This window comes from Paraburkholderia sp. GW821-FHT02A12 (assembly GCF_059422005.1).
Window position 1 is genome coordinate 4,531,390 of the sequence record NZ_JBWKWA010000001.1, and the last position, 25,357, is coordinate 4,556,746.

The following is a 25,357-nucleotide window of genomic DNA, read 5'->3' on the forward strand; positions in this document are numbered from 1 at the left end:
AGCTGCAACGGCCGGCGATACGAACCGGCGCAAACACCGGCGAGCGGGTGAGCGCATGAGCCGCTCACTGTCGCGATCGCTTCTAGTGACCAGCGTTGCGCGTTTCTAACGATCGGATGATCTGAATGCGCCGCAGCCGCAGGAAGCGCGGCGCATTCTGGGGTGCGGCCGTAGCAAGCGGCCCGGCACGGTGAAAAGAACGCCGTCGACTCTGAATCAGATTCTGATTGACCGGCACCGTTCCGTTAGGTGCGTGTACCGTTTTGAGGCGAGGCACGACGCGGGAAGAACGGCGATTGTGCCACAGCTTTTTCAGCCTCGACCGAAAACACACGAACATGCCGGCAAAACGGTAAAAACGTACGCCATCTTCGCGCTGGGTGGAAAAAGCGACCGTTTAACGGATGAATTGGGCCGCCACAGGGTACAGGTTGAATAAGACCGACGTGCTTTTCACGGCAACGGCGCAGACGTTTTTAGCACCAATTTTTTGGGTCCTGCGAAGACGATGCCCGCCGATCTGGCGACGGCCTTTCTTGTTTACTGGTTTGTCGTATGTATACGTAGTAACAGTTAACAAGCTGACTCGGTTTCTGTGGATAACCTTGGTTTACCGAAACGAATCATCAGCTTGCCAGCGGCATAACCGGATGCACAGTGTGTGCGGCAGCTGCGGGTATACCGGGGTAACTTTTTTGGATTTTTGACGGCGGCAAAGTTACCCCGTTTACGTCCACAACGGTTCCACACGAGTTGCGCAGGTAAACCGAGCAGTTATCCACATGTTCCGGTGGATAACTTTTCCCGCCTACCGCACGTGCCTGCATACCGTTAGTACCTGCGGTTAATACCATTAACCCAGACCGTTAACCCAGGGCGCCTTGCCGTAATGCGCGCAACAGGAAGCGCGCCGGATCGATGTCTTCGGCCAGATCGCGCTCGAGCGGCCACGGTTCACCTTCAATCTGCGAGGCGATCAGCTCCGCGCCGAGCGCCGCCCACACCAGGCCGCGCGAACCGTAAGCGAACGCGCCGTACAAGCCATCGGTACGCGGCAGGTCGAGCGGCCATGCGCCACGTAGACGCTGGGCATCGCGTGTCGCCGCGGCTTCGTCGGCGAGGTTGCCGATCATCGGCAGCCGGTCGCTCGTGACGCAGCGAAACGCGACGCGTCCGGCCAGCGAAGCCGCCCGTGCCGGATCCACCATGCCGCTGAAGACCGGTAGCATCTGCGCGACGCGCTCCAGGTTTTCCAGATGACCGTCGGCGCGCAGGGAGGTGTCGGGATCGTCGAGGTCGTAGGTGGCGCCGGTCAGCGTGAGCCCGTCAGAGAGCGGGACTGCGTAGCCTTCGCCGATCACCGGCATCCGCAGCGGCGGCACGCTGCCTCGCGGCAGCAAGGTTAGCTGGCCGCGAATGCTGCGAGTCGGCGCGTGCTGCAAACCGGCGATGCGCGCGGCGCCGTGCGCGCTTGCAACGATCACCACCGGCGCGCGAGCGACCGCATGTCCTGCGGCATCGAATACGGTCCATTGATTTTCCGCTCGCTCGATTCGCGCGACGTCCACGCCGAAGCGCCGTTCGAGTTGCGCACCCGCCGCTGCGCACTGCGCGGCGCACAGCGACGCCGGGTCGATCCAGCCGCCGTGCGGAAAGAGCCAGCCGTTGTGCGCGAGCGGCATGCCGGCGAGGCGCTGCGCTTCGGTTTGCGACACCGGTGTCACATATTCGGATGGATAGCCGAATGTCGCGAGCGCCTCGGTCATCAAACGTGTTTCTTCGTCGTTCGCGGCGATCTGCAACAGGCCCGCACCACCGCGCAAAGGCTTATGACCCAGCCGTTCGAGCGCGGCCCAGCGTCCGAGCGCGTAGAGAAAACCCGCGCGCGTGATGCGCGAAGCGACGCTGTCGTCGCGCGAGATCATCGGATGGAATACGCCGGCGGGATTGCCCGACGCGTCTTGCGCCACCGATGCATGCCGCTCCAGCGATGTGATGCGCCAGCCGCGTGCGGCCAGACGCTCGATCACCGCGCAGCCGGCAAGCCCGGTGCCGATCACGATGGCATGCCGCTCGTCGACCGCGAGCGGCGCCGGCGGCTCATAACGGCGCACGCGCCAGCGCGGCGCGAAGTGACCGACCAGCATCGCCCGTTTCCAGCCGAAGCCTTCCACCTTCCGATATTCGAAGCCGCATTGCGTCAGGGCGCGCTTGATGTCGCCGGCGCTGCTGTAAGTGGAGAACGTCGCGCCCTCGCCCGCCAGACGCGCGAGCGCCTTAAAGATCGCCGGCGTCCACAATTCCGGGTTCCTGGCCGGCGCGAAGCCGTCGAGGTAGAACGCATCGGCGCGTAGCCTCAAGGTCGGCAAGCTCTCCGTGGCGTCGCCGAACACCAGCGTCAGCGTGACCTGGCCTTCTTCGAATTCGAGCCGATGGGTGCCGGGCACGAGCATCGGCCATGCGCCGGTCAGCTTGAGTGCGAGCGCGGCAATCGACGGATCGGAAATCGTTTTCGCGTACACGCTGCGCAAGTCGGCAGGCGTGAACGGGTGTTTCTCGGTCGAGACGAAGTGCAGTCGCTCGCAACGTGCCGGATCGGCGCGCCAGGCGGCCCACGTCGTCAGGAAGTTGATGCCCATGCCGAAGCCCGTTTCGAGCACCGTGAAAATGCGGCGACCCTGCCACCGGTCCGGCAGCGCGTTGCCGCGCAGGAAAACGTATTGGGACTGTTCGAGCCCACCGACGGCGCTGTGATAGATGTCGTCGTAAAGCGGGGAAAAAGGTGTGCCGTTGTCGCGAAACGCGAGGGTGGCGGGGATCAGCGGATCGGTCATGCGCGGCGGAAAAAGACGCTCGAAAGAGCAGGTCATGCATTATCGCCAGGGCGCGCAGGTCGCCGAGCGGCGAAAAAGACGCGCCGAACGTTGGCAAAAACCAACGCCAAGCCCCGTCCATACTGGGTTTCAGCCCTCGGTTCGAGCCCGCGAACAGCAAAAACAGCGATTTCCCTGCTGTATCGGCCCCGCAACCGTTAAATCTTCGAAACCCTTGTCCTGATTGGGTTTGCGCTGCGCTATCATAGCAAGCGCCGCGAAGGGAGCGGCGGCACGGCCGCCAGACAGTCATCCGTCCGGCGCTATGTCCGGAGGGGATCCGGAGCCGCAGCTGCTCGACGGCGCGGCCCGCGCACGTATAATCGGCGCGTTCGCGCTGTTCGTGTCAACCTAAACTCAGAAAGGAACCTTAATGAACAAACAGGAACTGATCGACGCCGTCGCAGGTCAGACGGGCGCCAGCAAGGCTCAAACCGGTGAAACGCTGGACACGTTGCTTGAAGTGATCAAGAAGTCTGTGTCGAAGGGTGACGCGGTACAGTTGATCGGCTTCGGCAGCTTCGGTTCGGGCAAGCGCGCAGCACGTACGGGTCGCAATCCCAAGACCGGCGAAACTATCAAGATCCCGGCCGCCAAGACCGTCAAGTTCACGGCTGGCAAAGCGTTCAAGGACGCAGTCAACAAGCGCTAAGCAGATTACTGCCTGGCAGTTGACACCCGCCCACGGCGGGTTTTTTTCGTCTGCGATTTGTTTTCGGTTTAGCGGCGACGGGTGCCGCGGCTAAACATTCTGGTCGGGAAAACCGGCTCAGTCGTGGCGATGCAGGATTTCGCCGTGACCATGACCGTCGTGGTCATGATGGTCGTGGTCGTGGTCGCCATGGTCGTGATCGTCTTCGTCGAAGTCCCAGGCCGGGAACGGGTCGGCGAACTGTTGCCACGCTTGCGGCCCCGCTGCATATTCCGCGTCGGTCAGCAGGCACGCATTGAACTTCGCTTGCCAGACGGCCGGGTCGATGCTGATCCCGATCAACACCAGTTCCTGGCGCCGGTCGCCGATGCTCATATCGTCCGGATCGCCGTACCAGTCGCCGGCAATTTCGGCTGCCAGCTCATCGTCGCCGTCCGGCCATTCGCAGCGATCCTGAGCGGCCCACCACATTCCCGCCGGACCATGCCGGCAAGCGCCGCCCGCCTGCGACAGCGAACCGGCGATGTCGTTACGCGTCGCGAGCCAGAAAAAGCCTTTGCTGCGCAACACGCCCTGCCACTCCTGATGCAGCAGCGCCCACAGGCGTTCCGGATGAAACGGCCGCCGCGCTCGGTAAATGAAGTCGCCGATGCCGAATTCGTCGGCTTCGCCGTGATGTGCGTGGCCGTGCTCACGATCGTGATTCAGTGACGCCAGCCAGCCCGGCGCGCTCGACGCTTCGTCGAAGTCGAAGCGGCCGGTGTTCAGCACCTCGGCGAGCGGCACCGCGCCGAAGCGGCTCACCACCTGCGTGGCGCGCGGATTGATGCGCGCGAGGATGCGTTGCAAACGCGTGAGGTCGTCGGCGCTGACCAGATCGGCTTTGTTCACCACCAGCACGTCGCAGAATTCGATCTGCTCGATCAGCAATTCGACCAGTGTACGATCGTCTGCTTCAGTCGCGGCGATGCCGCGCTCGGCAAGCGCATCGGCCGAACCATAGTCGCGCAGGAAATTGAACGCATCGACCACCGTCACCATCGTGTCGAGCCGGGCGACGTCGGACAGCGACACGCCGTCAGCGTCGACGAAGGTAAAAGTTTCGGCGATTGGCATCGGTTCCGCCACGCCGGTCGATTCGATCAGAATCGCGTCGAAGCGCTTTTCGCCGGCAAGGCGCTTGACCTCGACCAGCAAGTCGTCGCGCAGCGTGCAGCAGATGCAGCCGTTCGACAGTTCGACGAGCTGCTCTTCGACGTGTGAGAGCGCGGCGGCATCGCGCACGAGGGTTGCATCGATATTGACGGCGGCCAGATCGTTGACGATCACGGCCACGCGCAAACCGGCCCGATTCGCGAGGATGTGGTTCAGGAGCGTGGTCTTGCCGGCGCCCAGAAAACCGGAGAGCACGGTGACGGGCAATAGCGGCTGGTTCATCGCAGTACGGAAATGCAAGAGGATTGGAAGGCGTGCCGGGCGCGGGGTCTGATGACACCATGACCAGACTGATGGCCATGCACCGACGGCAACACGAAGCCGCATTGTGCATCAAACGGACAGTGGCCGCGTGACGGGCTCCGAGTGGCGACTTGCGCAAGCTCGGGCGCACGCGTAAACAGGAAGGGCAGGAACGCCGTGCTTGCCCGCGCAACTGCCGGTCAGCGCGCAGCAGCCGTCGGCATCAGATGCCACTTGCGCAGGATCGCGGCGATCTCCTGAGCGTATTTATCGCGCAGCGCCGGTGTTTCGGAGTGGTAGGCTCCGACTGCTTGCCACGTATTGCCGTACTTGTTCATCTGGCGGCGCAGATGCCATGCGGCGATATAGACGTTCTTGCAAGGCTCCATCAGTGTGCCTTGCGAGATGCCGTACTGTGCGAGCGTGGGCAGATGGATCGAATTGATCTGCATGACCCCGTAGTCGGTCGAGCCGTTTGCGTTCTTATGCTGCGCGTCCGGCCGGTTGTGCGACTCCTGCCACGCAATCGCCCGCAGAATCAACGGGTTGACCTTCTGATACCCCGCTGCCGCGTCAAAGCAGTCGGCGCGCGCGGACCCTGCTGCGATCAGCACGGCAAGTCCTGCGGCGACGGTGACGAGGGTTTGTTTCATCGGTCAAGATGACTCAACAAATTGCAAGAGTAAGGTTTGGTAAGGTAATCAATCGGCCAAACTTCAGTCGCTCAAGGCCGGAGAGCCGCCTTGGCCGGGCGTGAGCCGGGCATGGGGGAAAACCCGCGTAGTCCAGCTACAACCAGCACCCCCAACGGCTCGTATCATACCGGCAGGCAATCGAGCGTCAAGTTGGCTAACCGACATAATCCAGCCAAAAACGCAGCACTATGCGGCACCGCGTACGGAAGCGCGAAAGCTTTCAAATACTTGACGATCCGGGAAGCTCCTTTGAGTAATCGTACGGGGCTGTTTGTTTTGTGACAAATTCGACATGAAAAACTGTTACTGTTCATTTTTTTCGGACATTGGGTGGCCGGCATCCAGGGCGGCGATTGCCCGTGAAGCCCGCCGGCAGACCGAAGGGGCTGCGGCTTGCTCATATGTCCGCATTGCGTGACCGCCGGCGGCTCAGGCTGTCGGCATCGATACCACATTCCATGAGAAGAAATCGTATGGCTTTGCGTCGCGTCGCAACGGCGCTGCTGGTGGCTGGATTGATCACCGCGCAGACAGCACAGGCACAGGTGACACTCAATTTCGTGAACGCCGACATCGATCAGGTGGCCAAGGCGATCGGCGCGGCAACCGGCAAAACGATCATCGTCGACCCGCGCGTGAAAGGTCAGTTGAATCTCGTGTCCGAAAATGCGGTGCCTGAAGACCAGGCGCTGAAGACTCTGCAATCTGCTTTGCGGATGCAGGGTTTCGCGCTGGTGCAGGACCACGGCGTGCTGAAAGTCGTGCCCGAAGCCGACGCCAAGCTGCAAGGCGTGCCGACCTATGTCGGCAACGCGCCGGTTGCGCGCGGCGACCAGGTGGTCACGCAGGTGTTCCAGCTGAGGAACGAGTCGGCCAATAATCTGCTGCCCGTTTTGCGTCCGCTGATCTCGCCGAACAATACCGTGGCGGCTTATCCCGCCAACAACACGATTGTCGTGACCGATTACGCTGACAACGTGCGGCGTATCGCGCAGATCATCGCGGGCGTGGATACGGCGGCGGGCCAGCAGGTCCAGGTCGTGCCGCTGAAAAACGCGAACGCGCTCGATGCCGCGCAGCAGCTCACGAAGATGCTCGATCCGGGCACGATCGGCAGCACCGACACGACGCTGAAGGTATCGGTCACGGCCGACCCCCGCACCAACTCGCTGCTGCTGCGCGCGTCGAACGCCGGGCGGCTGAACGCGGCGAAGTCTCTCGCGAAACAGCTTGACGGACCGACCGGACAGCCCGGCAACATGCACGTCGTGGCGTTGCGCAACGCGGACGCGACGAAGCTCGCGAAGACCTTGCGCGGGATGCTCGGCAAAGGCGGCGAGACCGGCTCGTCGACAGGCTCGAACGAAGCGACTTCGTTCAACCAGAGCGGCGGCGGCTCGTTTGGCAGCAGTTCGACGGGTACAGCGGGTACGCCCCCGCTGCCGTCCGGCGGACTCGGAAGCAGCTCGATGGCGTCGCCGATGGGCGGCGGTGCGGGAGGAGCATACGGCTCGAGCGGCGGCTCCAGTTCCGGCGGCCTGCTCGGCGGCGACAAGGAAAAGAGCGAGGACAATCAGCCGGGCGGCATGATCCAGGCGGACTCTGCCACCAACTCGCTGATCATCACGGCGTCGGACCCGGTGTACCGCAACCTGCGGGCGGTGATCGACCAGCTCGACGCGCGGCGCGCACAGGTCTATATCGAGGCGCTGATCGTCGAGCTGAACTCGAACACGAATGCCAATCTCGGCATTCAGTGGCAGGTCGCGAACGGTTCGGTCCTTGCCGGCACCAACCTGGCGACCGGCTCCGGCAACAGCATCGTCAATCTGACGGCGGCCGCGGCGACCGCGACCACCGGCGGTCTCGCGGGGGCGCTCGCAACCCAGAATCTCCAGCAGGGGCTCAACGTCGGGTGGGTGCACAACATTTTCGGGGTGCGGGGACTCGGCGCGCTGCTGCAGGCGCTGTCGCAGACCGCCGACGCGAACGTGCTGTCGACGCCTAACCTCATCACGCTCGACAACGAGGAAGCCAAGATCGTCGTCGGCACGAACGTGCCGATCCAGACGGGTTCGTATTCGAACCTCACGAGCGGCACCACGGGCAACGCGTTCAATACGTTCGACCGCGTCGACGTCGGTCTGACGCTCCACATCAAGCCGCAGATCACCGATGGCGGGATTCTCAAGCTGCAGCTCTACACGGAAGACTCGGCGATTGTGAACGGCACGACCAACGTGGCGACCAACCCGGCCGGCCCGGAGTTCACCAAGCGTTCGATCCAGTCGACGGTGCTCGCCGATAACGGCGAGATCATCGTGCTGGGCGGCCTGATGCAGGACAACTACCAGGTCAGCAACAGCAAGGTGCCGCTGCTGGGCGATATCCCGTGGCTTGGCCAGTTGTTCCGCTCGGAACAGAAGACCCGCCAGAAGACCAACCTGATGGTGTTCCTGCGCCCCGTGATCATCAACGATCGCGATACTGCTCAGGCCGTGACGTCGAACCGCTACGACTACATCCAGGGCGTGCAGGGCGCGTACAGGTCGGACAACAACCTGATCAAGGACAAGGACGATCCGGTGTTGCCGCCCAAGCCGATCGGCCCGGCCGAGGGCGGCTCGGCCGCCATGAACCTGTTTAATCTTGACCAGATGCGGCGCCAGCAGATGGCGCCGCCGCCTCCGGCTAGCGCTCCCGCACCGGCGACGAGTGGTGCTGTCCAGGCCAACCCTGTGCCCGCCGCGCCTTCCACCGCGTCGCCCGGAGTGCAGCCGTGAGCACGCCGTCCACGCCGCCGTCAGCTTCTGCGTCGTCAGCAGCGGCGCGAGCCGGTGCGTCGACCCATGCAGCGGCGATTCCGCCCGCGGTCGTGGCGGAGCATGCCGAGCGCATCGCGCCGTCGGCCGTCGCCGCACGACTCGTGCCGTACGGCTTTGCCCGCAGCGGCCAGATTCTGGTCGCGCATCAGCATGCAGACAGTCTCGAAGTCTGGATCAGCGAACGCACCAGCGACGCGGCGCTCGCCGAAGTCGCGCGCAATTTCGGCGCGCTGTCGGTCGTGCGTCTGCCCGCCGACGAACTCGCGCAGGCGATCAACCAGGCCTATGCGCGCCAAGACGGCAGCGCCGCGCAGGTGGTCGGCGAAGTGGAAGGCGAAGTCGATCTCTCGCGTCTGATGCAGGACATTCCCGAAGTCGAGGATCTGCTCGAATCGGAAGACGACGCGCCGATCATCCGCATGATCAACGCGCTGCTCACGCAGGCCGCACGCGAACAGGCATCGGACATTCATATCGAGCCGTTCGAGACGTCATCGGTGGTGCGTTTCCGGGTCGACGGCACGCTGCGCGATGTGGTGCGGCCGAAGAAAGCACTGCACGGCGCGCTGATCTCGCGGATCAAGATCATGGCGCAGCTCGACATTGCCGAGAAGCGTCTGCCGCAGGATGGCCGCATCACGCTGCGCGTCGGCGGCCGTCCGGTCGACGTGCGGGTCTCGACACTGCCCACCGGCCACGGCGAACGCGCGGTGCTGCGTCTCTTGGAAAAGGATGCGTCGCGCCTGAATCTCGAAGCGCTCGGCATGGCGTCCGACACGCTCGTCAAATTCGACAAGCTGATCGGCAGGCCGCACGGCATCGTGCTGGTGACCGGCCCGACCGGCTCGGGCAAGACGACCACGCTGTACGCATCGATGTCGCGGCTCGAGACCGCGACGACCAACATCATGACGGTCGAAGACCCGATCGAATACGACCTGTCCGGCATCGGCCAGACGCAGGTCAACGAGCGGATCGGCATGACCTTCGCGCGGGCGCTGCGCTCGATCCTGCGGCAGGACCCGGACGTCATCATGATCGGCGAAATCCGCGATCTGGAAACCGCGCAGATCGCGGTGCAGGCGTCGCTGACGGGTCATCTTGTGCTGGCGACGCTGCACACGAACGATGCCGCCTCCGCCGTGACGCGTCTGACCGACATGGGCGTCGAGCCGTATCTGCTGGCGTCGTCGCTGCTCGGCGTGCTGGCGCAGCGGCTGGTGCGGCGGCTGTGCCCGGTGTGCCGCGAAGAGCGCGTCGAGGAAGACGGCCGCGTGCACTGGCATCCGGTGGGCTGCGACAAGTGCGGGCAGTCGGGATATGCGGGACGGCGCGGCGTGTACGAACTGCTGCTGATCGACGACGAAATCCGCACGCTGGTTCACCGCAACGCCGCCGACGCGGAGATTCTCGCAGTCGGCCGCGCGCAAGGCATGCGCACGCTGCGCGAGGATGCGGACCGCTGGCTCGCGTCCGGACTGACGTCGCTGGAAGAAGTGATTCGCGTGACGGGCGGAGCATAAGCGCATGCCGGCATTTCGTTTCGAAGCGATCGACGCGGCGGGCAAAGCGCAAAAAGGCGTGCTCGACGCGGACAGCGCGCGCGGCGCGCGGACCAATCTGCGTTCGCAAGGCCTGACGCCGCTGGTGGTCGAACCGGCCGCGACGCGCACGCGAGGCGAGCGCAGTCAGCGTTTGTCGCTGGGGCGGCGCCTGTCGCAGCGCGAGCAGGCGATCCTGACGCGCCAGCTGGCGAGCCTGCTGATCGCCGGCCTGCCGCTCGACGAAGCGCTCGCGGTGCTGACCGAGCAATCGGAGCGCGACTACATCCGCGAACTGATGGCGTCGATTCGCGCCGAAGTGCTCGGCGGCCATTCGCTCGCGAATGCGTTGACGCAGCATCCGCGGGACTTCCCCGAAATCTATCGCGCGCTGGTGGCCGCCGGCGAACACACCGGCAAGCTCGGTCTCGTGCTGTCGCGTCTGGCCGACTACATCGAGCAGCGCAACGCGCTGAAGCAGAAGATCGTGCTCGCGTTCACGTATCCGACCATCGTCACGATCATCGCCTTCGGCATCGTCACGTTTCTGTTGAGCTATGTGGTGCCGCAAGTGGTGAACGTGTTCGCCAGCACCAAACAGCAACTACCCTTCCTCACCATCATGATGATGGCGCTGTCCGGTTTCGTGCGGCACTGGTGGTGGGCGGTGCTGATCGGCGTCGCCGGGCTGGCGTATCTGGTGCGCTCGATATTGAAGCAACCCGGCCCGCGCCTCGCATTCGACCGCTGGCTGCTGACCGCACCGCTGCTCGGCAAGCTCGTGCGCGGCTACAACACCGTGCGTTTTGCCAGCACGCTAGGCATTCTGACCGCCGCTGGCGTGCCGATTCTGCGCGCGCTGCAGGCCGCGGCCGAAACGCTCAGCAACAACGCGATGCGCGCGAACATCGACGACGCGATCGTGCGCGTGCGTGAAGGCACGTCCTTGTCGCGCGCGCTCGGCAATACGAAGACGTTTCCGCCGGTGCTGGTTCACCTGATCCGTTCGGGCGAAGCGACCGGCGACGTGACGACGATGCTCGACCGCGCGGCCGACGGCGAAGCACGCGAACTGGAGCGCCGCACGATGTTCCTGACGAGCCTGCTCGAGCCGTTGCTGATTCTGGCGATGGGGGGCGTGGTGCTGGTGATCGTGTTGGCGGTGATGCTGCCGATCATCGAGTTGAACAACCTGGTGCAGTGAAGCAGTGAGGTTTGCTGATTGCGCGGTTGCCGCAGGTTATTGCGGGTTGCCGCGGATTATTGCCCGCGGCGCAATCTGCCCGATCGGAGCAGGCTGGTTTAGCGCACGTAGATCGTAGGACCTGCCGCATTGGCCGGGAGGAACACTTCGGAATGCGCGCCATTGCGATCGATGATGATCGAGCGGGCGCGGACCTCGGAGAGTTTGGCGCCTTGCATGAGCGCGCTGCCGAGCGACACTGCATGCGGCGGCTCGCCGCCGACGCTGACGATCGCCGCGGAGCCCTCATGTAAAGCGAGGATGCCGAACAGATGCACGTCCTGGTTGGCGTTGCGCGTGAGCTGACCGCCGAACAGCGTAGCCGCCTGTTCGGTCGAGATCGGGGCATGCGCTGCGGCGGCGGGCAACGGAGCGCCCGACATCGTGGACAGCGTGATGACCCAGTAAGTGAGCGTCGCGCAGAACACGGCGAACAGCGCGAGCGAAAGAAGGCGAATTTGGATGGCGTTCATGCGCATCATTGTACGGACTATTGTGAAAATTGCGTTGGGTTGAAGCCCTTCAACTGCATGACATTAAAATGACCGGCCGGGCGTGTTCAATGGCACGCTGATTGCGAGTGCGCCTGCCAATGCGCGAATCCCGCCCGATCGAAAATTTCACCTGAAAAGAGGTAGCAAGCTATGCAACTGTCGACCACTCGCCGTATGGAATTCGCGGGTTCGCGCAGCCGCCTTCAACGCGGTTTTACGCTGATCGAAATCATGGTCGTGATCGCGATTCTCGGCATTCTGGCCGCGTTGATCGTACCGAAGATCATGAGCCGTCCCGATGAAGCACGGCGCGTAGCGGCCAAGCAGGACATCGGCACGATGATGCAGGCATTGAAACTCTACCGTCTCGACAACGGCCGTTATCCGACCCAGGAGCAGGGCCTGCGCGCGCTGATCGAAAAACCGGGCACGGACCCGGTGCCGAACAACTGGAAGGACGGCGGCTATCTCGAGCGTCTGCCGAACGATCCTTGGGGCAATGGCTATCAGTATCTGAATCCGGGCGTGCACGGCGAAATCGACGTGTTCAGCTACGGCGCCGACGGCAAGGCAGGCGGCGAAGGCAATGACGCCGACATAGGCTCGTGGCAGTAGTTCGCTGATTTTTCAGGCGCGCCGGATCGCCCTGCTCCCAGGCGATCCACCGCGCACTTTATCGACTCATCGTTTTTGATCGTTCGTGGCCGGCACTATGCGTATGTCCGCTTGCAAGTCCCGTGTGGACACACCGTGTACGGCGCCGATGCCGCACGCGGCGTGCGCCGGTGCGCGCGTGCGCGGCGCGCGTGGATGCGGATCGAAGCGTGCAGCGGGCTTCACGCTGCTGGAAATGATGGTGGTGCTGGTGATCGCGGGCTTGCTGGTGTCGTTGACGGCGCTGACGATGACGCGCAATCCGCGCACCGATCTGAACGAAGAAGCCCAGCGTCTCGCGCTGCTGTTCGAATCGGCAGGCGACGAAGCCCAGGTGCGCGCGCGGCCGATCGCGTGGCAGCCGCTCGAAGGCGGTTTCCGTTTCGACCTGCGCACCGAAGACGGCTGGCGTCCGCTGCATGACGATCTGCTCGGCCCACGCCGGTGGGAAGGTGGCGTGACCGGCGTGACGATCAACTATCCCGGCTCGGACGCACAGCCGAGCCGTGTCATGTTCGGCACCGAGGCGATCGACGTGCCGGTGCAGATCACGCTGTTTTCGGCGGCGGGGCGCGCGACGATCGTCGGCACCGGCAATGGCCGCTATGAGGTGCACTGAGATGCGTCGTTGCAGGAGCTTGGACCGTCGCGCACGGCAGCGCGGTTTTACGATGATCGAAGTGCTGGTGGCGCTGACGATCATCGCGGTGGCGTTGGCCGCGTCGCTGCGCGCGGTGGGCAGTCTGGCGAGCGGCGAAGCCGATCTGCATCGGCGCCTGCTGGCTGGTTGGAGCGCGGACAATACGCTTGCGCAATTGCGTCTCACGCATGGCTGGCCGAACGTCGGCGAAACCAGCTTTGACTGTTCGCAGGGCAACTTGCAGTTGACCTGTACGGAGCATGTGACGGCGACGCCGAATCCGGTGTTTCGTCGAGTGGAAGTGATGGTGACGATGCCTGGGGGTTCCGGCAATCTCGCTCAGATGGTTACGGTGGTCGCGAATGAAAACAACCGTTCGCTCTGAGCGTCGCCGCCGGCCGGTCGCGGGAGGTTTTACGCTGATCGAGCTGCTGGTCGCGATTGCGATCATGGCGGTGATCGCGGTGTTGTCATGGCGCGGGCTCGATCAGATCATCCGCGGTCGGCAGACCATTACGAGCGCAATGGAAGACGAGCGCGTCTTTGCGCAGCTGTTCGACCAGATGCGGATCGATGCGCGCCAGGCCGCTTCGGATGACGAGTCTGGGCAGGCGGCCGTTTCGATTGACGGCAGCGTGCTGCAGATCGTGCGGCAGATGGTGGTGCCGGAGGCTGCGCCGCGTTTGCAGGTGGTGCGGTACCGGGTTTCCGAGGGACGCGTGATTCGGTATGCGTCGCCGCCGTTGGGCAATGTCGGCGAATTGCGGCGGGCGCTGCGAGGTGGCGAAGGCGACGGTTGGACCGCGGTGCCTTTGATGGGTGGCGTGGGGACCATTTCTACTCGCGTTTATGTGCCGAAGGTCGGCTGGACCACGCAGATGAAGGATGTGCAGGCCGCTATTACGGAGAACGACAATAATCTGAAAGTGCCGCAGCTCGGCAATGCGCCGTTGCCGCGGTCCGTGACTGGGCTCGAAGTTGGCATTGGGGCTACGTCGTTGGCGCGGCCGGTTACGCGGGTTTTTCTCGTCGGAGAATGATATGAAGTTCTCTTTGTTGTCTCCGCGACGGTCTGCTTCTTCCTCGCTGTTGTCTTTGCCTGCGCCGCGGGCAAAACAGCAAGGCGCAGCAATCATCAGCGCGCTGCTAGTTGTCGCGCTATCGGCGATATTGGTCTCCGGCATGCTCTGGCGCCAGCAGGTCCAGATCCGAAGGATAGAAAACCAGCGCCTCCTGTCGCAAGCCCAATGGGTGGCAAGAGGCGCGCTGGACTGGACGCGCCTGATCCTCCGTTCGGAAGGCGACACCTCCGCAGGAATCACCTACTTAGGTGGCCTATGGGGCGTCCCCATCGCCAAAACACGGCTGTCGGATTTCCTCGGCCAGATCGGCGAAGTCAGAGCCGAGCAAGGCGCGGCAACCTACCTGTCAGGTTCGATCGAAGACGCCCAGGCGAAATTCAACCTCCGCAATCTGGTAGCAAGCCCGGCCCCAGGCGTATTGCAACTGAACATGGAACAGATTGGCGCCTACCAGCGTCTGCTCGTCTCCCTCGGTGTGAATAGCCAACTGGCGAAAAGCACCGCCGTCCAGATGCGCGCGAGCCTCGCTCAATCGGCGACACGTTTTCAAACCGTCACGTCCCTCACCGGCACGTCGGCGACCCCGCCCATCCAGGGCGGTGCGACCGGCGGCGGCAATTACACCGACAACCCCGGTCTCGAAGACAGCAACGAGAACGCAGCGCTCGCGCCGCTGCAAATGACCAGCGTCGATTCGCTGCTCGACATTCCCGGCTACACGCTGGAGATGGTCGCGCGCTTGCGTCCGTTCGTCACCGTGCTGCCGACGGCGTCGGCGGTCAACATGAATACGGCCTCAGCCGAAGTCATCGCGGCGGTCGTGCCCGGCATGAACCTGTCGAGCGCGCAGGCCTTCGTCGCGCGGCGGCAAACGGTGTTTTTCCATAACGTCGCCGATGTGCAGCTCGCGTTGCGCGGCGCCGGCGTGCAGTCGGTGTCGATCGATACGAGCGAACTCGACGTCAACACGAACTACTTTCTGATCCACGGCCGCGTGCAGCACGAGCGTGCGCAAGTGGACCGCACGACCCTCGTCTATCGCGACGCATTGACTCACGCTACGCGTATCGTGCGGGTACAAGACCAACTATGAGTAACGCTTTTCCCAGAGAGAGTGGCCTTTGAGCACGCTGATCGTCCTACTGCCGCCGCGTGACCCGGCGGTGCCATCGCAGGAATGGCAACTGCCGGAGCTGCCGTTCCTGCTGCTCGACAAGTCGGGCCGCACCCAACGCGCAGGCCGCTCGGCGCTCGCGCTGCTGCCGCGCGCTTCGTCGACGGTGCTGATGGTCGCCGCGCGCGACCTGCTGATGATGCCCGCCACGCTGCCGCCGCTGCGCGGACCACGGTTGCGTCAGGCGCTGCCGAACGTCGTCGAGGATCAACTGATCCAGGATCCGCAAACCTGTCACATCGCCGTCGATCCGCAACCGCTCGCGGGCGGCCGGCAATTGCTCGCGATCGTCGACCGCGGCTGGTTCCGCTTCATCTGCGAAGGCTTCGCCGCCGCCGGACACCGCAGCTTGCGCGCCGTGCCGGTGACCCGCTGCCTGCCGCAAGCGGTCGCGCTCGATATGCCCGTTGAAGTCGCCGAAATGGTCAACGCAGGCGAGCCGGTATCGGCGGGCCCGGCCCGCGTGGCGACAGCGGCGCCTGGCGCCGCAGCTGCGGCCGCGCCCGGCGTCGCGCCGGCGGTGCCGATGGTGGCGGCCGTACTGGGCGCCGTGGTTCAGACCGCGCCGGCGCTGCTGCTCGAAGGTGCGTTCGAAACCGGCGCACCGCGCGTCGAACTGGCGATCGCGCGTGGCGTGCAGGGCGAAGGGCTGGCGGTGCCAGCCACCGCGGTGAACGCGACCCTCGCCGCGCTGGCGGGCGCTGCCCCGGTCACGCTGTACATGCTGACCGAGGTGTCCGGCAATGAGCCGAGTCTCGCCGAAACCGGCCCCGCGAGACTTGCGGCCCATGTGCACGGGGCAAGTCCGCTGCCATTCGAGCAACTCGCGCGGCGTGCGCTGGATTGCCGTTTCGACCTCTGCCAGTTCGAATTCGCTTCGCAGCCGTGGCGCCTCGATCGCGCGACGCTGCGGCGTCTGCGCCTGCCGGTGCTGCTGGCGGTCGGCGCGCTCGTGGTCGCGATCGTCGGTGCGAACGTGCAGTGGCTGATGCTTGCGCGTCAGCGCGACGCGATCAACACGCAGATGACCGAACTGCTGCTCAACGCCTTCCCGAAAACGACCGTCGTGCTCGATGCGCCCGATCAGATGTCGCGCCAGCTGCAGCAGCTGCGCGTGGCGGCAGGCGAGCTGTCGCCGGACGATTTCCTGTCGCTGGCGGATCGTCTCGCGCGGTCGTTGGGAGCCGTGCCGGTCAACGGCATCGCCGCGCTCGATTATCACGACCGGCGGCTCGATGTCGCCTTCAAGCCTGAGATCAAGGTCGATCCCGATTTCGCGAAACGCCTTGCGCGCAACGGCCTGAACGGCGCGATCGACAGCAATACCGGCAAGTGGACCATCAGGAACGGACAATGAAAGCTGAACTCGCCCAATCGTGGGCTGGATTCTGGGAGCAGCGCACCGAGCGCGAAAAAATGCTGCTGACGTGGGGCAGCGCGGCGTTGGGCGTGGTGATCGCGTGGTCGGTGCTGTGGGCGCCGGCGCAGGACGGCCGTGCGCATCTGCGCGAATCGCTGCCCACACTGCAGCGCCAGTTGGCGCAGATGACCGCGCAGGCGAACGAAGCGCGGCAACTGTCCGCGGCGGCTCAAGGCGTCGCGCCGACCGGCGGTGCGCTGAAGGACGCGCTGAGCGCATCGCTCAGCGATCATGGCCTTGCCGCGACCCAGGTCCAGGTGATCGGCAACGCGGTGCAGATCCAGATGAAAAACGCGTCGTTTCCGGCGTGGACGAGCTGGGTCGACGATGTGCGCAAGCAGTTCAAGGTGCAGGTCGCGGAGGCGCATGTGACTGCGCTCAAGGAGGACGGCCAGGTGGATCTGACGGCGTCGTTGCAGCCGTCGACCGTCAAATGACCGCGCAGTCACAGGATCTCGCATGACCTTCCGGATGGGGCGCCTGCGCGTCGCGCTACCCTGGCTGGTGGTCGCCGTACTGTCGAGCGCCGCTGTCATGCTCGTGTTGTTGCCGGCCGCCTGGATCACCCCGCAATTCGCCAAACAGACCCGCGGCCATGTCAATCTTGTCGATCCGGCCGGCTCGCTGTGGCACGGCTCGGCGACGCTGATGCTCGCCGCCGGTTCCGACCTGAGCGCGGCGACGCTGCTGCCCGGACGGATCGAATGGCGCACGGCGTTCTGGCCGCTCTTCACCGGCCGCGTGCGCATGACCATGCGGCAAAGCGATGCGATGCCCGATCCGATCACCGTCGACGCCAGCCCGCGTAGCGCGACCGTCACGCAAGGCACGATCGGCGTGCCGGCTTCGCTGCTGACCGGCTTGGGCGCACCGTTCAATACGCTCGATCTGCAAGGCGACGTGCGGCTGTCATGGTCGGACTGGCGCAGCTTCAACAAGGAAGCGTTCGGCCAGCTGACGGTGACGCTGAACGACGTCAGCTCGCGCGTGTCGCTGGTCAAGCCGCTCGGGTCATATCGGCTGCTGTTCCAGGCGCAAGGCGTGTCGTCCACGATCGATCTGACAACGCTCAAGGGCCCGCTGATGCTGACCGGCAACGGCACCGTGTCGGCCGTCTCGACGTCGTTCCGCGGCACGGCCAGCGCCGTGCCAGAAGCGCGCGACAACCTCGCGGGACTGCTGAATCTGCTGGGGCGGCCGAGCGGGCCGGGTACGGTCACGTTGACGTTCGCGCACTGAAGCGTGCGCTTGCGCCGTTGCAGGTGTGAAGAGCGGGCCTAGTTGCTCGGCGCTTGTTGCGGCGCGGCGGTCCCGCTTTGCGCTACCGGCGTGGCCGACGACGCGGGCAGCGGCGCGGGTGCCGCGACGCCGCCGGTTTCGCGATTCATCTGCGAGACATCCCAGCCGCCGCCCAGCGCCTTCACCAAACCGACCGACGACACCATCCGCTGCCCGGCGATGCTTTGCAGCTTTTGCTCGGTCGTGAAGGCAGTGGTCTGCGCGGTCAGCACGCTGAGGTAGCCGACCGTGCCCGCCTTGTACTCGTTCGTGACGATGGCCAGCGCCTGGCGGGCCGACTCCACCGCTTGCTGCTGCACGACGATTTCCTGTGCAAGGATGCGCTGCGAGGCCAGGTTGTCCTCGACATCCTGGAATGCGGCCAGCACCGATTGACGATAACTCGCGACGTCCTGATCGTAGGTGGCGCGCGCGGCTTCGGTCTTTGCCTGGCGCAAGCCGGCGTCGAAGATCGTTGCGGCGAGTTGCGGGCCGAGCGTCCAGAACCGCGACGGCGCCGTCAGCAATTGCGAGAACACCGAGCTTTGGAAGCCGCCCGTGGCCGACAGCGTCAGCGTCGGGAAGAACGCGGCAATCGCGACGCCAATCTGTTCGTTCGCCGCTGCCGCTTTGCGCTCAGCCGATGCGATATCCGGGCGCCGCTCGAGCAGCGCCGACGGCATTTGCGCGGGAACATTGGGCGGCGTGGCGGTGAGCGGCATCGGCGGAATCGAGAAGGTCGAGGCCGGTTCGCCGACCAGCACGGCAATGGCGTGTTCGTCCTGGGCGCGCTGGACGCCGTTGTCGATCGCGGCAGCTTGTGCCGATTGCAGCTGTGTTTGCGCCTGAATCACGTCCGAGCGCGCGGCCACGCCTGCCGCGTACTGGTTTTTCGTGAGTTGCAGCGAGCGCTGATAGGCCGCGACGGTTTCGTCGAGGAGTTTTTGGGTGGCATCGAGCGAGCGCAGTGAGAAGTAGGTCTGCGCGAGCGTGGCCTGAGCGGATAGCCGGGCGTTCGCGAGATCGGCGGCGGCGCTCTGCTGACCGGCTTTCTGGGCGTTGACCGCGCGGCTCACCGAGCCCCACAGATCCGGCTCCCAGCTTGCGTCGAGCTGGACGTTGAAGCTGTTGCTGACGCGGGAGCTGCTCGAGCTGGTGGACGACGAGCCATTGCCGGAACGTGTCGCGCCCGCGGATGCGCCCACGGTCGGGAAATATGCCGCCCGCGCCTCGCCGACCAGCGCACGCGCTTGCCGGTAGGCAGCGGCGAACTGGGCGATGGTCTGGTTCGATGCGTTCAGCTTGTCTTCGAGCGCGTTGAGTTGCGGGTCTTCGTAGAGGGTCCACCAGTCGCCGCGGTCTTGCTGATCGGCCGGTTGAGCGACTTTCCAGCCGGGCGCGGCTTCCTTGTACGAGGCGGGAATCTGGGCAGCCGGCCGCTGATAGTCGGGGCCGACCGCGCAGCCGGCCAGTACGGTGGCGAGCGCCGCTGCCACCGCGAGGGTCAGGGCACGAGGCGCAATGGTCCGCGCGCGCGCGTTTCGATCAAACTGCATGTTCAATGAATTCCTTCTGGACGCCACGGTGCGGCCATTGGCGGCACCGCCAGCTGGACGAGATCATGGCTCTGCTGGAATGTTAGCGTATGGGCCCGCTTGGGCGCGGGAAACTGAAAGGGTAATGCCCGGGAGGTGGGTGGTGTGTTACTTAGGGTGTCGGGATGGTTACGTGGTGTTACGGGTTCTTTGCTTGGGCGGTAACTCCACGCCAGAAAACAGAAATTAACCGCGCAGAAATTAACCGCGCAAAGATCAACCGCGCGAATCGGTGCTCGCTTGCCGAGCCTGCTTACCGGCAGCCGCGCGACACGGCGCATCGCCGCGTGTCCGGCAGGTGCCAACTGAACTCACCGCCCCAGCGACCTTCTCCGCCGCCACGGCGGAACCTGCTAACTCCACTGGCGCAGTCATGGAAGACGCTCCCTTCTGCCCCCGCCGATGCCCAACCCAGGCAAACACCATCATCCCCACCGACCCGCCGGGAAGCACAAACAACGCGGCAAACAGCGCCAGTTTCCACCAGCGATGCGGGCCTTGAAAGCTGTTCAGCGCGGAATCGGTCAAAGAGCGGCTCAAGCCGCCAAGGGTGTTTTTCAGGTACGGCATCGGGGAATCCTTTTTGCACACCAAACACGCTGCGTGCAGACAATCGGTCAGAACATGGTCTCGGGTGGCGCGGATCGCGCGTAACTCGTTGCCTATAATAATATTGACTATGCAATTAAATTTCAAGATACTTTGCCTCGCAACAAACGGCGGTGTTGTTTTTCCGCCTTCCGCTCGGCACAAAATCAAATTTGACTTGTCTGCTTAGGCAGCTAAAATCCGTTCTGCTTGCCGATGTCCCTGGATACACGATGACCGATGGTCCCTACAACGCGGATGAGATTCACCTCGAATCGAGTCTCGGCTATTACCTGACGAAAGCGCGAAACGTGCTCGTCGAGCGGATGGATCGCGCGGTCAAACCGCTGGGGCTGACTGCCCAGCAGATCGGTGTGATCCTGCTGCTCTCAGCGCGGCGCGCGAACACGCCGTTCGAGTTGTCGCGGGTCATGTCATATGACAGCGGATCGATGACCCGGCTGCTGGATCGCCTTGAAAAGAAAGGCTTTGTGGTCCGCATGCGTAGCGACGCCGATCGCAGGATGGTCAAGCTGGAGTTGACGCCGCAAGGCCACGAAGCCGCGCGTCAATTGCCTGGGTTGGGCGCGGCGGTGTTGAACGAGCAGTTGCGCGGGTTTTCCGCGGCGGACCATGCCGCGTTGCTCGACCTGCTGGGCCGTTTCATCGCCAACGGCATCGGCGGGGGCGCGAGCGCTGCGTGCGGGCTCGGACCCTCGTCAGAATCGTCGGAAGAATCAGCTGAGGAATCACCTGAAGCGACGCCGCCGGAACACGGCGGGCAGTAACCAGTCGGCGCTTTTGAAGGCGCCATTATTTGCAAATATCTGTCTGGGCAGAGGGTGATCCGGCATGTAAGCGCACCATTCGGCATGCGCGATAAAGCTGCCGCGACAAGCTTTCCAGGCTGAGGAGAAACACATGGCTGCCACGGCTCCCGCCGCTGCCCTACCCGCCGCCGAGCCCGCTCCGCTCAAAGGCGGCGCGCTGGCTTTGCTTACGGTCGGTCTTGCGCTCGGCACTTTCATGGAAGTGCTCGATACATCGATTGCGAACGTCGCCGTGCCGACCATTTCCGGCAGCCTCGGCGTGGCGACCAGCCAGGGCACCTGGGTCATCTCGTCGTATTCGGTGGCCTCGGCGATCGCGGTGCCGCTGACCGGCTGGCTCGCACGGCGGGTCGGCGAAGTGCGGCTCTTTACCTTGTCGGTGCTGCTCTTCACGATCGCGTCGGCGCTGTGCGGCTTCGCGCACAACTTCGAGTCGCTGATCGCGTTCCGGCTCGTGCAAGGGCTCGTCTCCGGGCCGATGGTCCCGCTCTCGCAGACGATTCTGATGCGCTCCTATCCGCCGGAAAAGCGCGGGCTCGCACTGGGTCTCTGGGCCATGACCGTGATCTGCGCGCCGATCTTCGGGCCCGTGATGGGCGGCTATATCACCGATAACTACACGTGGCCGTGGATCTTCTACATCAACGTGCCGATCGGGGTGTTCTCGGCGGTGTGCGCGTTCCTGCTGCTGCGCGGCCGCGAGACGAAAATCACCAGACAGCGCATCGATGCAGTCGGCCTCTCGTTACTCGTGATCGGCGTGTCGTGCCTGCAGATGATGCTCGACCTGGGTAAGGATCGCGACTGGTTCAACTCCACGTTCATCGTTGTGCTGGCGATTATCGCGGTGGTGTCGATCGCGTTCATGCTGGTGTGGGAGATGACCGAGAAAGAGCCTGTCGTCGATCTCTCGCTCTTCAAGGATCGCAACTTCGCGCTCGGCGTGTTGATTATCTCGTTCGGCTTTATGGCGTTCTTTGGGTCGGTGGTGATTTTCCCGCTCTGGTTGCAGACGGTGATGGGCTATACCGCCGGGCTTGCCGGACTTGCAACCGCGCCGGTCGGCTTGCTCGCACTGTTCCTGTCGCCCTTGATCGGGCGAAATATGCATCGGCTCAATCTGCGGATCGTGGCGAGTTTTGCGTTTATCGTGTTTGCTCTTGTGTCGTTCTGGAATTCGACTTTTACGCTCGACGTGCCGTTCAATCATGTGATCTGGCCGCGGCTGGTGCAAGGCATTGGGGTCGCCTGTTTCTTTGTGCCGATGACCACCATTACGCTGTCCAGCGTATCGGATGAGCGGCTCGCCAGTGCCTCTGGTCTATCTAACTTCTTTCGGACTTTGTCGGGGGCGATTGGGACGGCTATCAGCACCACGTATTGGGAGAACGACACGATTTACCATCATGCGAGGTTGACCGATTCGGTGAATGTCTATGCGGCCAATACCAATTCTTATACGAATGCGCTGGCTGGTCTCGGGCTCTCCGGCGACGGGATCACCGCACAGTTGAATCAGATCGTCACGGCTCAGGCTTATATGATGGCCACGAATGATTTCTTCCGGATTTCCTGTGCGGCGTTTGTTGTGCTGGCGGCGCTGGTTTGGATTACTAAACCGCGCAAGGGGGTTGGGCCTTCGATGGGGCATTGATGCTTTTTTGCCCACGGCGTTGCCTTCCCGTTTCACTGCGTTATCGATTCGCCATTCGTTCCCGGGATCGATTGTCCCTGTAACGTATCCGGGTGCATCGCCGATGAGGTGGGTTGCGATGGTTTCGCGCCGCTCGGCGGCGCGCCGGTTGCAGTGCCTCGTACATACTGCTTGAAGGCGGCTCCTGCCACCCACGGGTTCGGCGTGCAGCCGAGCGAGCTGTCGCAATGCGCCGCAAAGCCAATCGTCGATGTGCCGTCAGGATTCGGGGCAAGCGTAATCTGGTACGCCAACGCCCGCTTGCCGCCGTCTGGGCCGGCGGTCTGGATCAACGTGTCCGTCGCGGCTTCGACCTTGTATTTCGAATGGGTCGTCACCCACGTCTGCGCGCGTTGCCACCAAGCGTCGCACTCGGCTTTGCTCGAACACGTCAGCGGCGCCGTCGCGATCTGCATGACGTCCGGATCGACCTGCCCCTGTGTCGAGCACCCCGCCGCCACTACGCACAACACGGCCAACAGACCTTTTTTCATCACGGTGATTCCTCCCCTCTGAAGCACGCCATGCAGGTTGGACCGCAACGCCGGCACCGTGTTTCACCCGCGCCGGCGAATCGTCAGCACGTACGGAATTTTTGCCGAGTTAAGCCGGCCGCGCGGCGGGCCGCTCGCGTAGACGTTACTTGTGAAGAATAAAAAAAGCGGCCTCGAAGGCCTAATGCCGTTCAGTTAGCCGCTGAACGGCATTAGCCTCGAAGGCCGCTTTTTTTGCATCCGGCTACTCGCCGTTCAGACGCTAAACCGGTTCAACGTATACGCCCGGTAAGCCGCGACGAATGCGTCGAACGAACCCACTTCCTGCTGTTCGAGTTTGGTCTGCTCCGCCAGCGACTGCGCGGCGAGTTCGGCGAACTCCTTCATTTGCGCGGCATTCAACGCACGCGCGCGAAAATGCGCGGCGTGCGCCTCGCTTTGTTCGAGGCCGAATGCCAGGAAGCTCTGCTGCTTGTCGCGCATGGTTTGCAGCACGCGCGCCGACGGCGTCAGCGACGGGTCCGCCAGCCTCGCGCGTTGAACCGCCACGGCGCGCGCGTGCGCGTCGCCGCCCTGCAAGGCATCGAGCGTCGCTGCGGCCGCGTCGATCTTGACGAGCAGTTCGTCCGCCCAATCCGTCATCGCAACCGTTTGGCCGTTGCGCGTCAGTTCGAGCCCCGGCTTGCGCCCTTCCATCGTCACGCGGCCGAAGTTCTGATTCGCTTCGGCGTAGGCGTCGGGTGGCAACAGCGCGCTCTCGTCGAGGGCGCAGACCAGCAGGTAGGCATCGAGAAACCGCGCGGTTTCCAGCGAAATACCGATCGGCTCGAACGGGTCGATATCCATGCAGCGCACTTCGACGTATTGCACGCCACGCGCGGCCAGCGCATGCAGCGGACGCTCGCCGGGATAGGTGACGCGCTTGGGCCGGATCGTCGAGTAGAACTCGTTTTCGATCTGCAACACATTCGTGTTGATCTGTACCCACTCGCCGTCGCGCTGCGTGCCGATCGCTTCATACGCGGGATACGGCTGGCTCACGGCCTTCGCGAGGGCGTCGAGATAGCCCGGCAGCGTGTCGTAGTCCGCATGCAGCGCGGCTTGCGCGGTGGTGTTCGAATAACCGAGATCGCTCATGCGCAAGCTGGTTGCGTACGGGCGGTACAGCGTATCGGCGTCGAACGTCTCGAGCGTGTGTTTCCGGCCGCGCAGGAAGCGGCGATCCAGCGCCGGCGACGCGCCGAACAGATACATCAGCAGCCAGTTGGTGCGGCGGAAATTGCGGATCAGCGCGAGATAACGTTCGGACTGGAAATCGACGGCGTTGGCCGTGGATTGCTGGTCGGCATGCAACAGCCGCCACACTTCTTCGTTCAGCGAATAGTTGTAGTGGATGCCCGCAATGCACTGCATCGTGCGGCCGTAACGGAGCGCGAGGCCGACGCGGTACACGTACTTCAGCTTGCCGATATTCGAAATGCCGTATTGCGCGATCGGAATGTCCTCGTCCTTTTCGGGCAACAGGCCCGGCATCGAGTTGTTCCACAGAATTTCGTCGCCGAGTTCGGCATAGACGAAACGATGCAACGTGTCGAGTTTCTCGAGCGTGATGGCGGCGTCGTGCTCCGCCGGCGTAATCAGTTCGAGTAGCGCCTCGGAATAGTCGGTAGTGAGCGATGGGTGCGTGAGCGCCGAACCGAGTGCGCGCGGATGCGGGGTCAGTGCGAGCTGGCCGTCGTGCATCACGCGCAGGCTTTCCCTTTCGATGCCGCGCAGGCCGCGGATCAGCGCGTCGCGCTGGGGGCCGGAGCTCAGCACGGACAGGCGGTGCAAGAACGCGTCGGTCGTGCGGGAAGGTGTGTTGTTTGGCATTGATGCAAGTCGGGCGTTGTCGGCCGCCATGTGCCGCGTGTCTGCATTCGATGCAGCGCTGGCGGTTGACAACGTTCGGCGGAATTTTCAGGTAGCGGGCACTTTAACATCTCGCCACGGCGGCTGCTTGAGGCCGCTTCGCGGCACTCGAGCCCGTCTGTTTTCCGGCCGAATCAGCCTGGCGGCGACCCGCTCACTCTACCTTTCACGCGTCCGGCTTTCACGCGTCCGGCGCGCGATCCGCGGTTCTCCCCGA

Annotated in this window: 22 protein-coding genes; 14 read left to right on the plus strand and 8 right to left on the minus strand. The window is 63.8% G+C overall.

What is annotated here, in order from left to right:
- Window positions 1-866: 866 nt before the first annotated feature.
- Window positions 867-2,834 (minus strand): bifunctional tRNA (5-methylaminomethyl-2-thiouridine)(34)-methyltransferase MnmC2/FAD-dependent 5-carboxymethylaminomethyl-2-thiouridine(34) oxidoreductase MnmC1, encoded by a 1,968-nt coding sequence (mnmC, locus tag AC07WT_RS20945; RefSeq protein ID WP_494948456.1) that lies wholly within the window; start codon window positions 2,832-2,834, stop codon window positions 867-869.
- A 412-nt stretch (window positions 2,835-3,246) separates the two neighbouring features.
- Here mnmC and AC07WT_RS20950 point away from each other — a divergent pair, with 412 nt between their 5' ends.
- Complete coding sequence (locus AC07WT_RS20950; protein WP_006050811.1) at window positions 3,247-3,525, plus strand: HU family DNA-binding protein; 279 nt, start codon at window positions 3,247-3,249, stop codon at window positions 3,523-3,525.
- Window positions 3,526-3,642: 117 nt separating this feature from the next.
- Here the strand turns inward: AC07WT_RS20950 and AC07WT_RS20955 are convergent, their stop codons facing one another.
- Together AC07WT_RS20955 and AC07WT_RS20960 are read right to left on the minus strand one after the other, a co-directional pair.
- A complete protein-coding gene (locus AC07WT_RS20955; RefSeq protein ID WP_494948322.1) occupies window positions 3,643-4,962 on the minus strand; it encodes a GTP-binding protein in 1,320 nt (439 codons plus the stop codon).
- A gap of 221 nt (window positions 4,963-5,183) precedes the next feature.
- Complete coding sequence (locus AC07WT_RS20960) at window positions 5,184-5,636, minus strand: lytic transglycosylase domain-containing protein (RefSeq protein ID WP_492590765.1); 453 nt, start codon at window positions 5,634-5,636, stop codon at window positions 5,184-5,186.
- Window positions 5,637-6,151: 515 nt separating this feature from the next.
- On the opposite strand from AC07WT_RS20960, the gene gspD reads away from it, so the two are divergent.
- Genes gspD through gspF form a run of 3 tightly spaced genes read left to right on the plus strand, consistent with a single transcriptional unit; the run spans window position 6,152 to window position 11,248 of the window.
- Complete coding sequence (gspD, locus tag AC07WT_RS20965; protein WP_494948323.1) at window positions 6,152-8,461, plus strand: type II secretion system secretin GspD; 2,310 nt, start codon at window positions 6,152-6,154, stop codon at window positions 8,459-8,461.
- Entirely contained in the window at window positions 8,458-10,026 is a 1,569-nt protein-coding gene (gene gspE / locus AC07WT_RS20970) for a type II secretion system ATPase GspE (protein ID WP_492590763.1), read from the plus strand. Before gspD ends, gspE begins: the two co-directional genes overlap by 4 nt.
- A 4-nt stretch (window positions 10,027-10,030) precedes the next feature.
- Complete coding sequence (gene gspF, locus AC07WT_RS20975) at window positions 10,031-11,248, plus strand: type II secretion system inner membrane protein GspF (protein ID WP_492590762.1); 1,218 nt, start codon at window positions 10,031-10,033, stop codon at window positions 11,246-11,248.
- A gap of 98 nt (window positions 11,249-11,346) precedes the next feature.
- Here gspF and AC07WT_RS20980 read toward each other — a convergent pair whose 3' ends face one another.
- Window positions 11,347-11,760 (minus strand): type II secretion system protein N, encoded by a 414-nt coding sequence (locus tag AC07WT_RS20980; protein ID WP_492590761.1) that lies wholly within the window; start codon window positions 11,758-11,760, stop codon window positions 11,347-11,349.
- 171 nt (window positions 11,761-11,931) lie between these two features.
- Between AC07WT_RS20980 and gspG the strand changes: the two genes are divergently transcribed.
- The 8 genes from gspG to AC07WT_RS21020 all read left to right on the plus strand — a co-directional run bounded on the left by gspG (window position 11,932) and on the right by AC07WT_RS21020 (window position 17,990).
- Window positions 11,932-12,396: a type II secretion system major pseudopilin GspG gene (gene gspG / locus AC07WT_RS20985; protein ID WP_492590760.1), complete on the plus strand. Its 465-nt coding sequence runs from the start codon at window positions 11,932-11,934 to the stop codon at window positions 12,394-12,396.
- A gap of 97 nt (window positions 12,397-12,493) precedes the next feature.
- Entirely contained in the window at window positions 12,494-13,054 is a 561-nt protein-coding gene (locus AC07WT_RS20990; protein WP_494948324.1) for a GspH/FimT family pseudopilin, read from the plus strand.
- A 1-nt stretch (window position 13,055) separates the two neighbouring features.
- The gene (gene gspI, locus AC07WT_RS20995) at window positions 13,056-13,460 is read left to right on the plus strand and encodes a type II secretion system minor pseudopilin GspI (RefSeq protein WP_494948325.1); all 405 of its coding nucleotides are present in this window, start codon (window positions 13,056-13,058) and stop codon (window positions 13,458-13,460) included.
- Window positions 13,438-14,115, plus strand: coding sequence for a PulJ/GspJ family protein (locus AC07WT_RS21000; RefSeq protein ID WP_494948326.1), 678 nt, complete (start codon window positions 13,438-13,440; stop codon window positions 14,113-14,115). Before gspI ends, AC07WT_RS21000 begins: the two co-directional genes overlap by 23 nt.
- Window position 14,116: 1 nt before the next feature.
- Complete coding sequence (gspK, locus tag AC07WT_RS21005; protein ID WP_494948327.1) at window positions 14,117-15,250, plus strand: type II secretion system minor pseudopilin GspK; 1,134 nt, start codon at window positions 14,117-14,119, stop codon at window positions 15,248-15,250.
- Window positions 15,251-15,278: 28 nt separating this feature from the next.
- Complete coding sequence (gene gspL / locus AC07WT_RS21010; RefSeq protein ID WP_494948328.1) at window positions 15,279-16,688, plus strand: type II secretion system protein GspL; 1,410 nt, start codon at window positions 15,279-15,281, stop codon at window positions 16,686-16,688.
- The gene (locus tag AC07WT_RS21015) at window positions 16,685-17,188 is read left to right on the plus strand and encodes a type II secretion system protein M (RefSeq protein ID WP_492590754.1); all 504 of its coding nucleotides are present in this window, start codon (window positions 16,685-16,687) and stop codon (window positions 17,186-17,188) included. The genes gspL and AC07WT_RS21015 overlap by 4 nt, the downstream gene beginning before the upstream one ends.
- A 22-nt stretch (window positions 17,189-17,210) precedes the next feature.
- Entirely contained in the window at window positions 17,211-17,990 is a 780-nt protein-coding gene (locus AC07WT_RS21020) for a type II secretion system protein N (protein WP_494948329.1), read from the plus strand.
- Between the two features lie 38 nt (window positions 17,991-18,028).
- Here AC07WT_RS21020 and AC07WT_RS21025 read toward each other — a convergent pair whose 3' ends face one another.
- Window positions 18,029-19,585, minus strand: coding sequence for an efflux transporter outer membrane subunit (locus tag AC07WT_RS21025; RefSeq protein ID WP_494948330.1), 1,557 nt, complete (start codon window positions 19,583-19,585; stop codon window positions 18,029-18,031).
- A gap of 255 nt (window positions 19,586-19,840) precedes the next feature.
- Window positions 19,841-20,194, minus strand: a complete 354-nt coding sequence (locus tag AC07WT_RS21030; RefSeq protein WP_494948331.1) for a hypothetical protein — start codon at window positions 20,192-20,194, stop codon at window positions 19,841-19,843.
- A gap of 251 nt (window positions 20,195-20,445) precedes the next feature.
- Here AC07WT_RS21030 and AC07WT_RS21035 point away from each other — a divergent pair, with 251 nt between their 5' ends.
- Window positions 20,446-21,000: a MarR family winged helix-turn-helix transcriptional regulator gene (locus AC07WT_RS21035; protein ID WP_494948332.1), complete on the plus strand. Its 555-nt coding sequence runs from the start codon at window positions 20,446-20,448 to the stop codon at window positions 20,998-21,000.
- 133 nt (window positions 21,001-21,133) lie between these two features.
- A complete protein-coding gene (locus tag AC07WT_RS21040; RefSeq protein ID WP_494948333.1) occupies window positions 21,134-22,696 on the plus strand; it encodes a DHA2 family efflux MFS transporter permease subunit in 1,563 nt (520 codons plus the stop codon).
- A 32-nt stretch (window positions 22,697-22,728) separates the two neighbouring features.
- On the opposite strand, the gene AC07WT_RS21045 is transcribed toward AC07WT_RS21040, so the two are convergent.
- Together AC07WT_RS21045 and gshA are read right to left on the minus strand one after the other, a co-directional pair.
- On the minus strand, window positions 22,729-23,229 hold the full coding sequence (locus tag AC07WT_RS21045) for a hypothetical protein (protein ID WP_494948334.1): 501 nt from the start codon (window positions 23,227-23,229) through the stop codon (window positions 22,729-22,731).
- Between the two features lie 255 nt (window positions 23,230-23,484).
- Complete coding sequence (gene gshA, locus AC07WT_RS21050; protein ID WP_494948335.1) at window positions 23,485-25,101, minus strand: glutamate--cysteine ligase; 1,617 nt, start codon at window positions 25,099-25,101, stop codon at window positions 23,485-23,487.
- Between the last annotated feature and the right edge of the window lie 256 nt (window positions 25,102-25,357).

What these genes read in the sequence shown, in the direction of transcription:
- gspK (WP_494948327.1), top strand. Translation starts at nt 14,117, where the DNA reads ATGAAGTTCTCTTTGTTGTCTCCGCGACGGTCTGCTTCTTCCTCGCTG.
- AC07WT_RS21035 (WP_494948332.1), top strand. Translation starts at nt 20,446, where the DNA reads ATGACCGATGGTCCCTACAACGCGGATGAGATTCACCTCGAATCGAGT.
- AC07WT_RS21040 (WP_494948333.1), top strand. Translation starts at nt 21,134, where the DNA reads ATGGCTGCCACGGCTCCCGCCGCTGCCCTACCCGCCGCCGAGCCCGCT.
- AC07WT_RS21025 (WP_494948330.1), bottom strand. Translation starts at nt 19,585, where the DNA reads ATGCAGTTTGATCGAAACGCGCGCGCGCGGACCATTGCGCCTCGTGCC.
- AC07WT_RS20950 (WP_006050811.1), top strand. Translation starts at nt 3,247, where the DNA reads ATGAACAAACAGGAACTGATCGACGCCGTCGCAGGTCAGACGGGCGCC.
- AC07WT_RS21045 (WP_494948334.1), bottom strand. Translation starts at nt 23,229, where the DNA reads ATGAAAAAAGGTCTGTTGGCCGTGTTGTGCGTAGTGGCGGCGGGGTGC.
- gshA (WP_494948335.1), bottom strand. Translation starts at nt 25,101, where the DNA reads ATGCCAAACAACACACCTTCCCGCACGACCGACGCGTTCTTGCACCGC.
- AC07WT_RS20955 (WP_494948322.1), bottom strand. Translation starts at nt 4,962, where the DNA reads ATGAACCAGCCGCTATTGCCCGTCACCGTGCTCTCCGGTTTTCTGGGC.
- gspI (WP_494948325.1), top strand. Translation starts at nt 13,056, where the DNA reads ATGCGTCGTTGCAGGAGCTTGGACCGTCGCGCACGGCAGCGCGGTTTT.
- mnmC (WP_494948456.1), bottom strand. Translation starts at nt 2,834, where the DNA reads ATGACCGATCCGCTGATCCCCGCCACCCTCGCGTTTCGCGACAACGGC.
- AC07WT_RS21020 (WP_494948329.1), top strand. Translation starts at nt 17,211, where the DNA reads ATGACCTTCCGGATGGGGCGCCTGCGCGTCGCGCTACCCTGGCTGGTG.
- gspD (WP_494948323.1), top strand. Translation starts at nt 6,152, where the DNA reads ATGGCTTTGCGTCGCGTCGCAACGGCGCTGCTGGTGGCTGGATTGATC.
- AC07WT_RS20990 (WP_494948324.1), top strand. Translation starts at nt 12,494, where the DNA reads ATGCGTATGTCCGCTTGCAAGTCCCGTGTGGACACACCGTGTACGGCG.
- gspF (WP_492590762.1), top strand. Translation starts at nt 10,031, where the DNA reads ATGCCGGCATTTCGTTTCGAAGCGATCGACGCGGCGGGCAAAGCGCAA.
- AC07WT_RS21000 (WP_494948326.1), top strand. Translation starts at nt 13,438, where the DNA reads ATGAAAACAACCGTTCGCTCTGAGCGTCGCCGCCGGCCGGTCGCGGGA.
- AC07WT_RS20980 (WP_492590761.1), bottom strand. Translation starts at nt 11,760, where the DNA reads ATGAACGCCATCCAAATTCGCCTTCTTTCGCTCGCGCTGTTCGCCGTG.
- AC07WT_RS20960 (WP_492590765.1), bottom strand. Translation starts at nt 5,636, where the DNA reads ATGAAACAAACCCTCGTCACCGTCGCCGCAGGACTTGCCGTGCTGATC.
- AC07WT_RS21015 (WP_492590754.1), top strand. Translation starts at nt 16,685, where the DNA reads ATGAAAGCTGAACTCGCCCAATCGTGGGCTGGATTCTGGGAGCAGCGC.
- AC07WT_RS21030 (WP_494948331.1), bottom strand. Translation starts at nt 20,194, where the DNA reads ATGCCGTACCTGAAAAACACCCTTGGCGGCTTGAGCCGCTCTTTGACC.
- gspG (WP_492590760.1), top strand. Translation starts at nt 11,932, where the DNA reads ATGCAACTGTCGACCACTCGCCGTATGGAATTCGCGGGTTCGCGCAGC.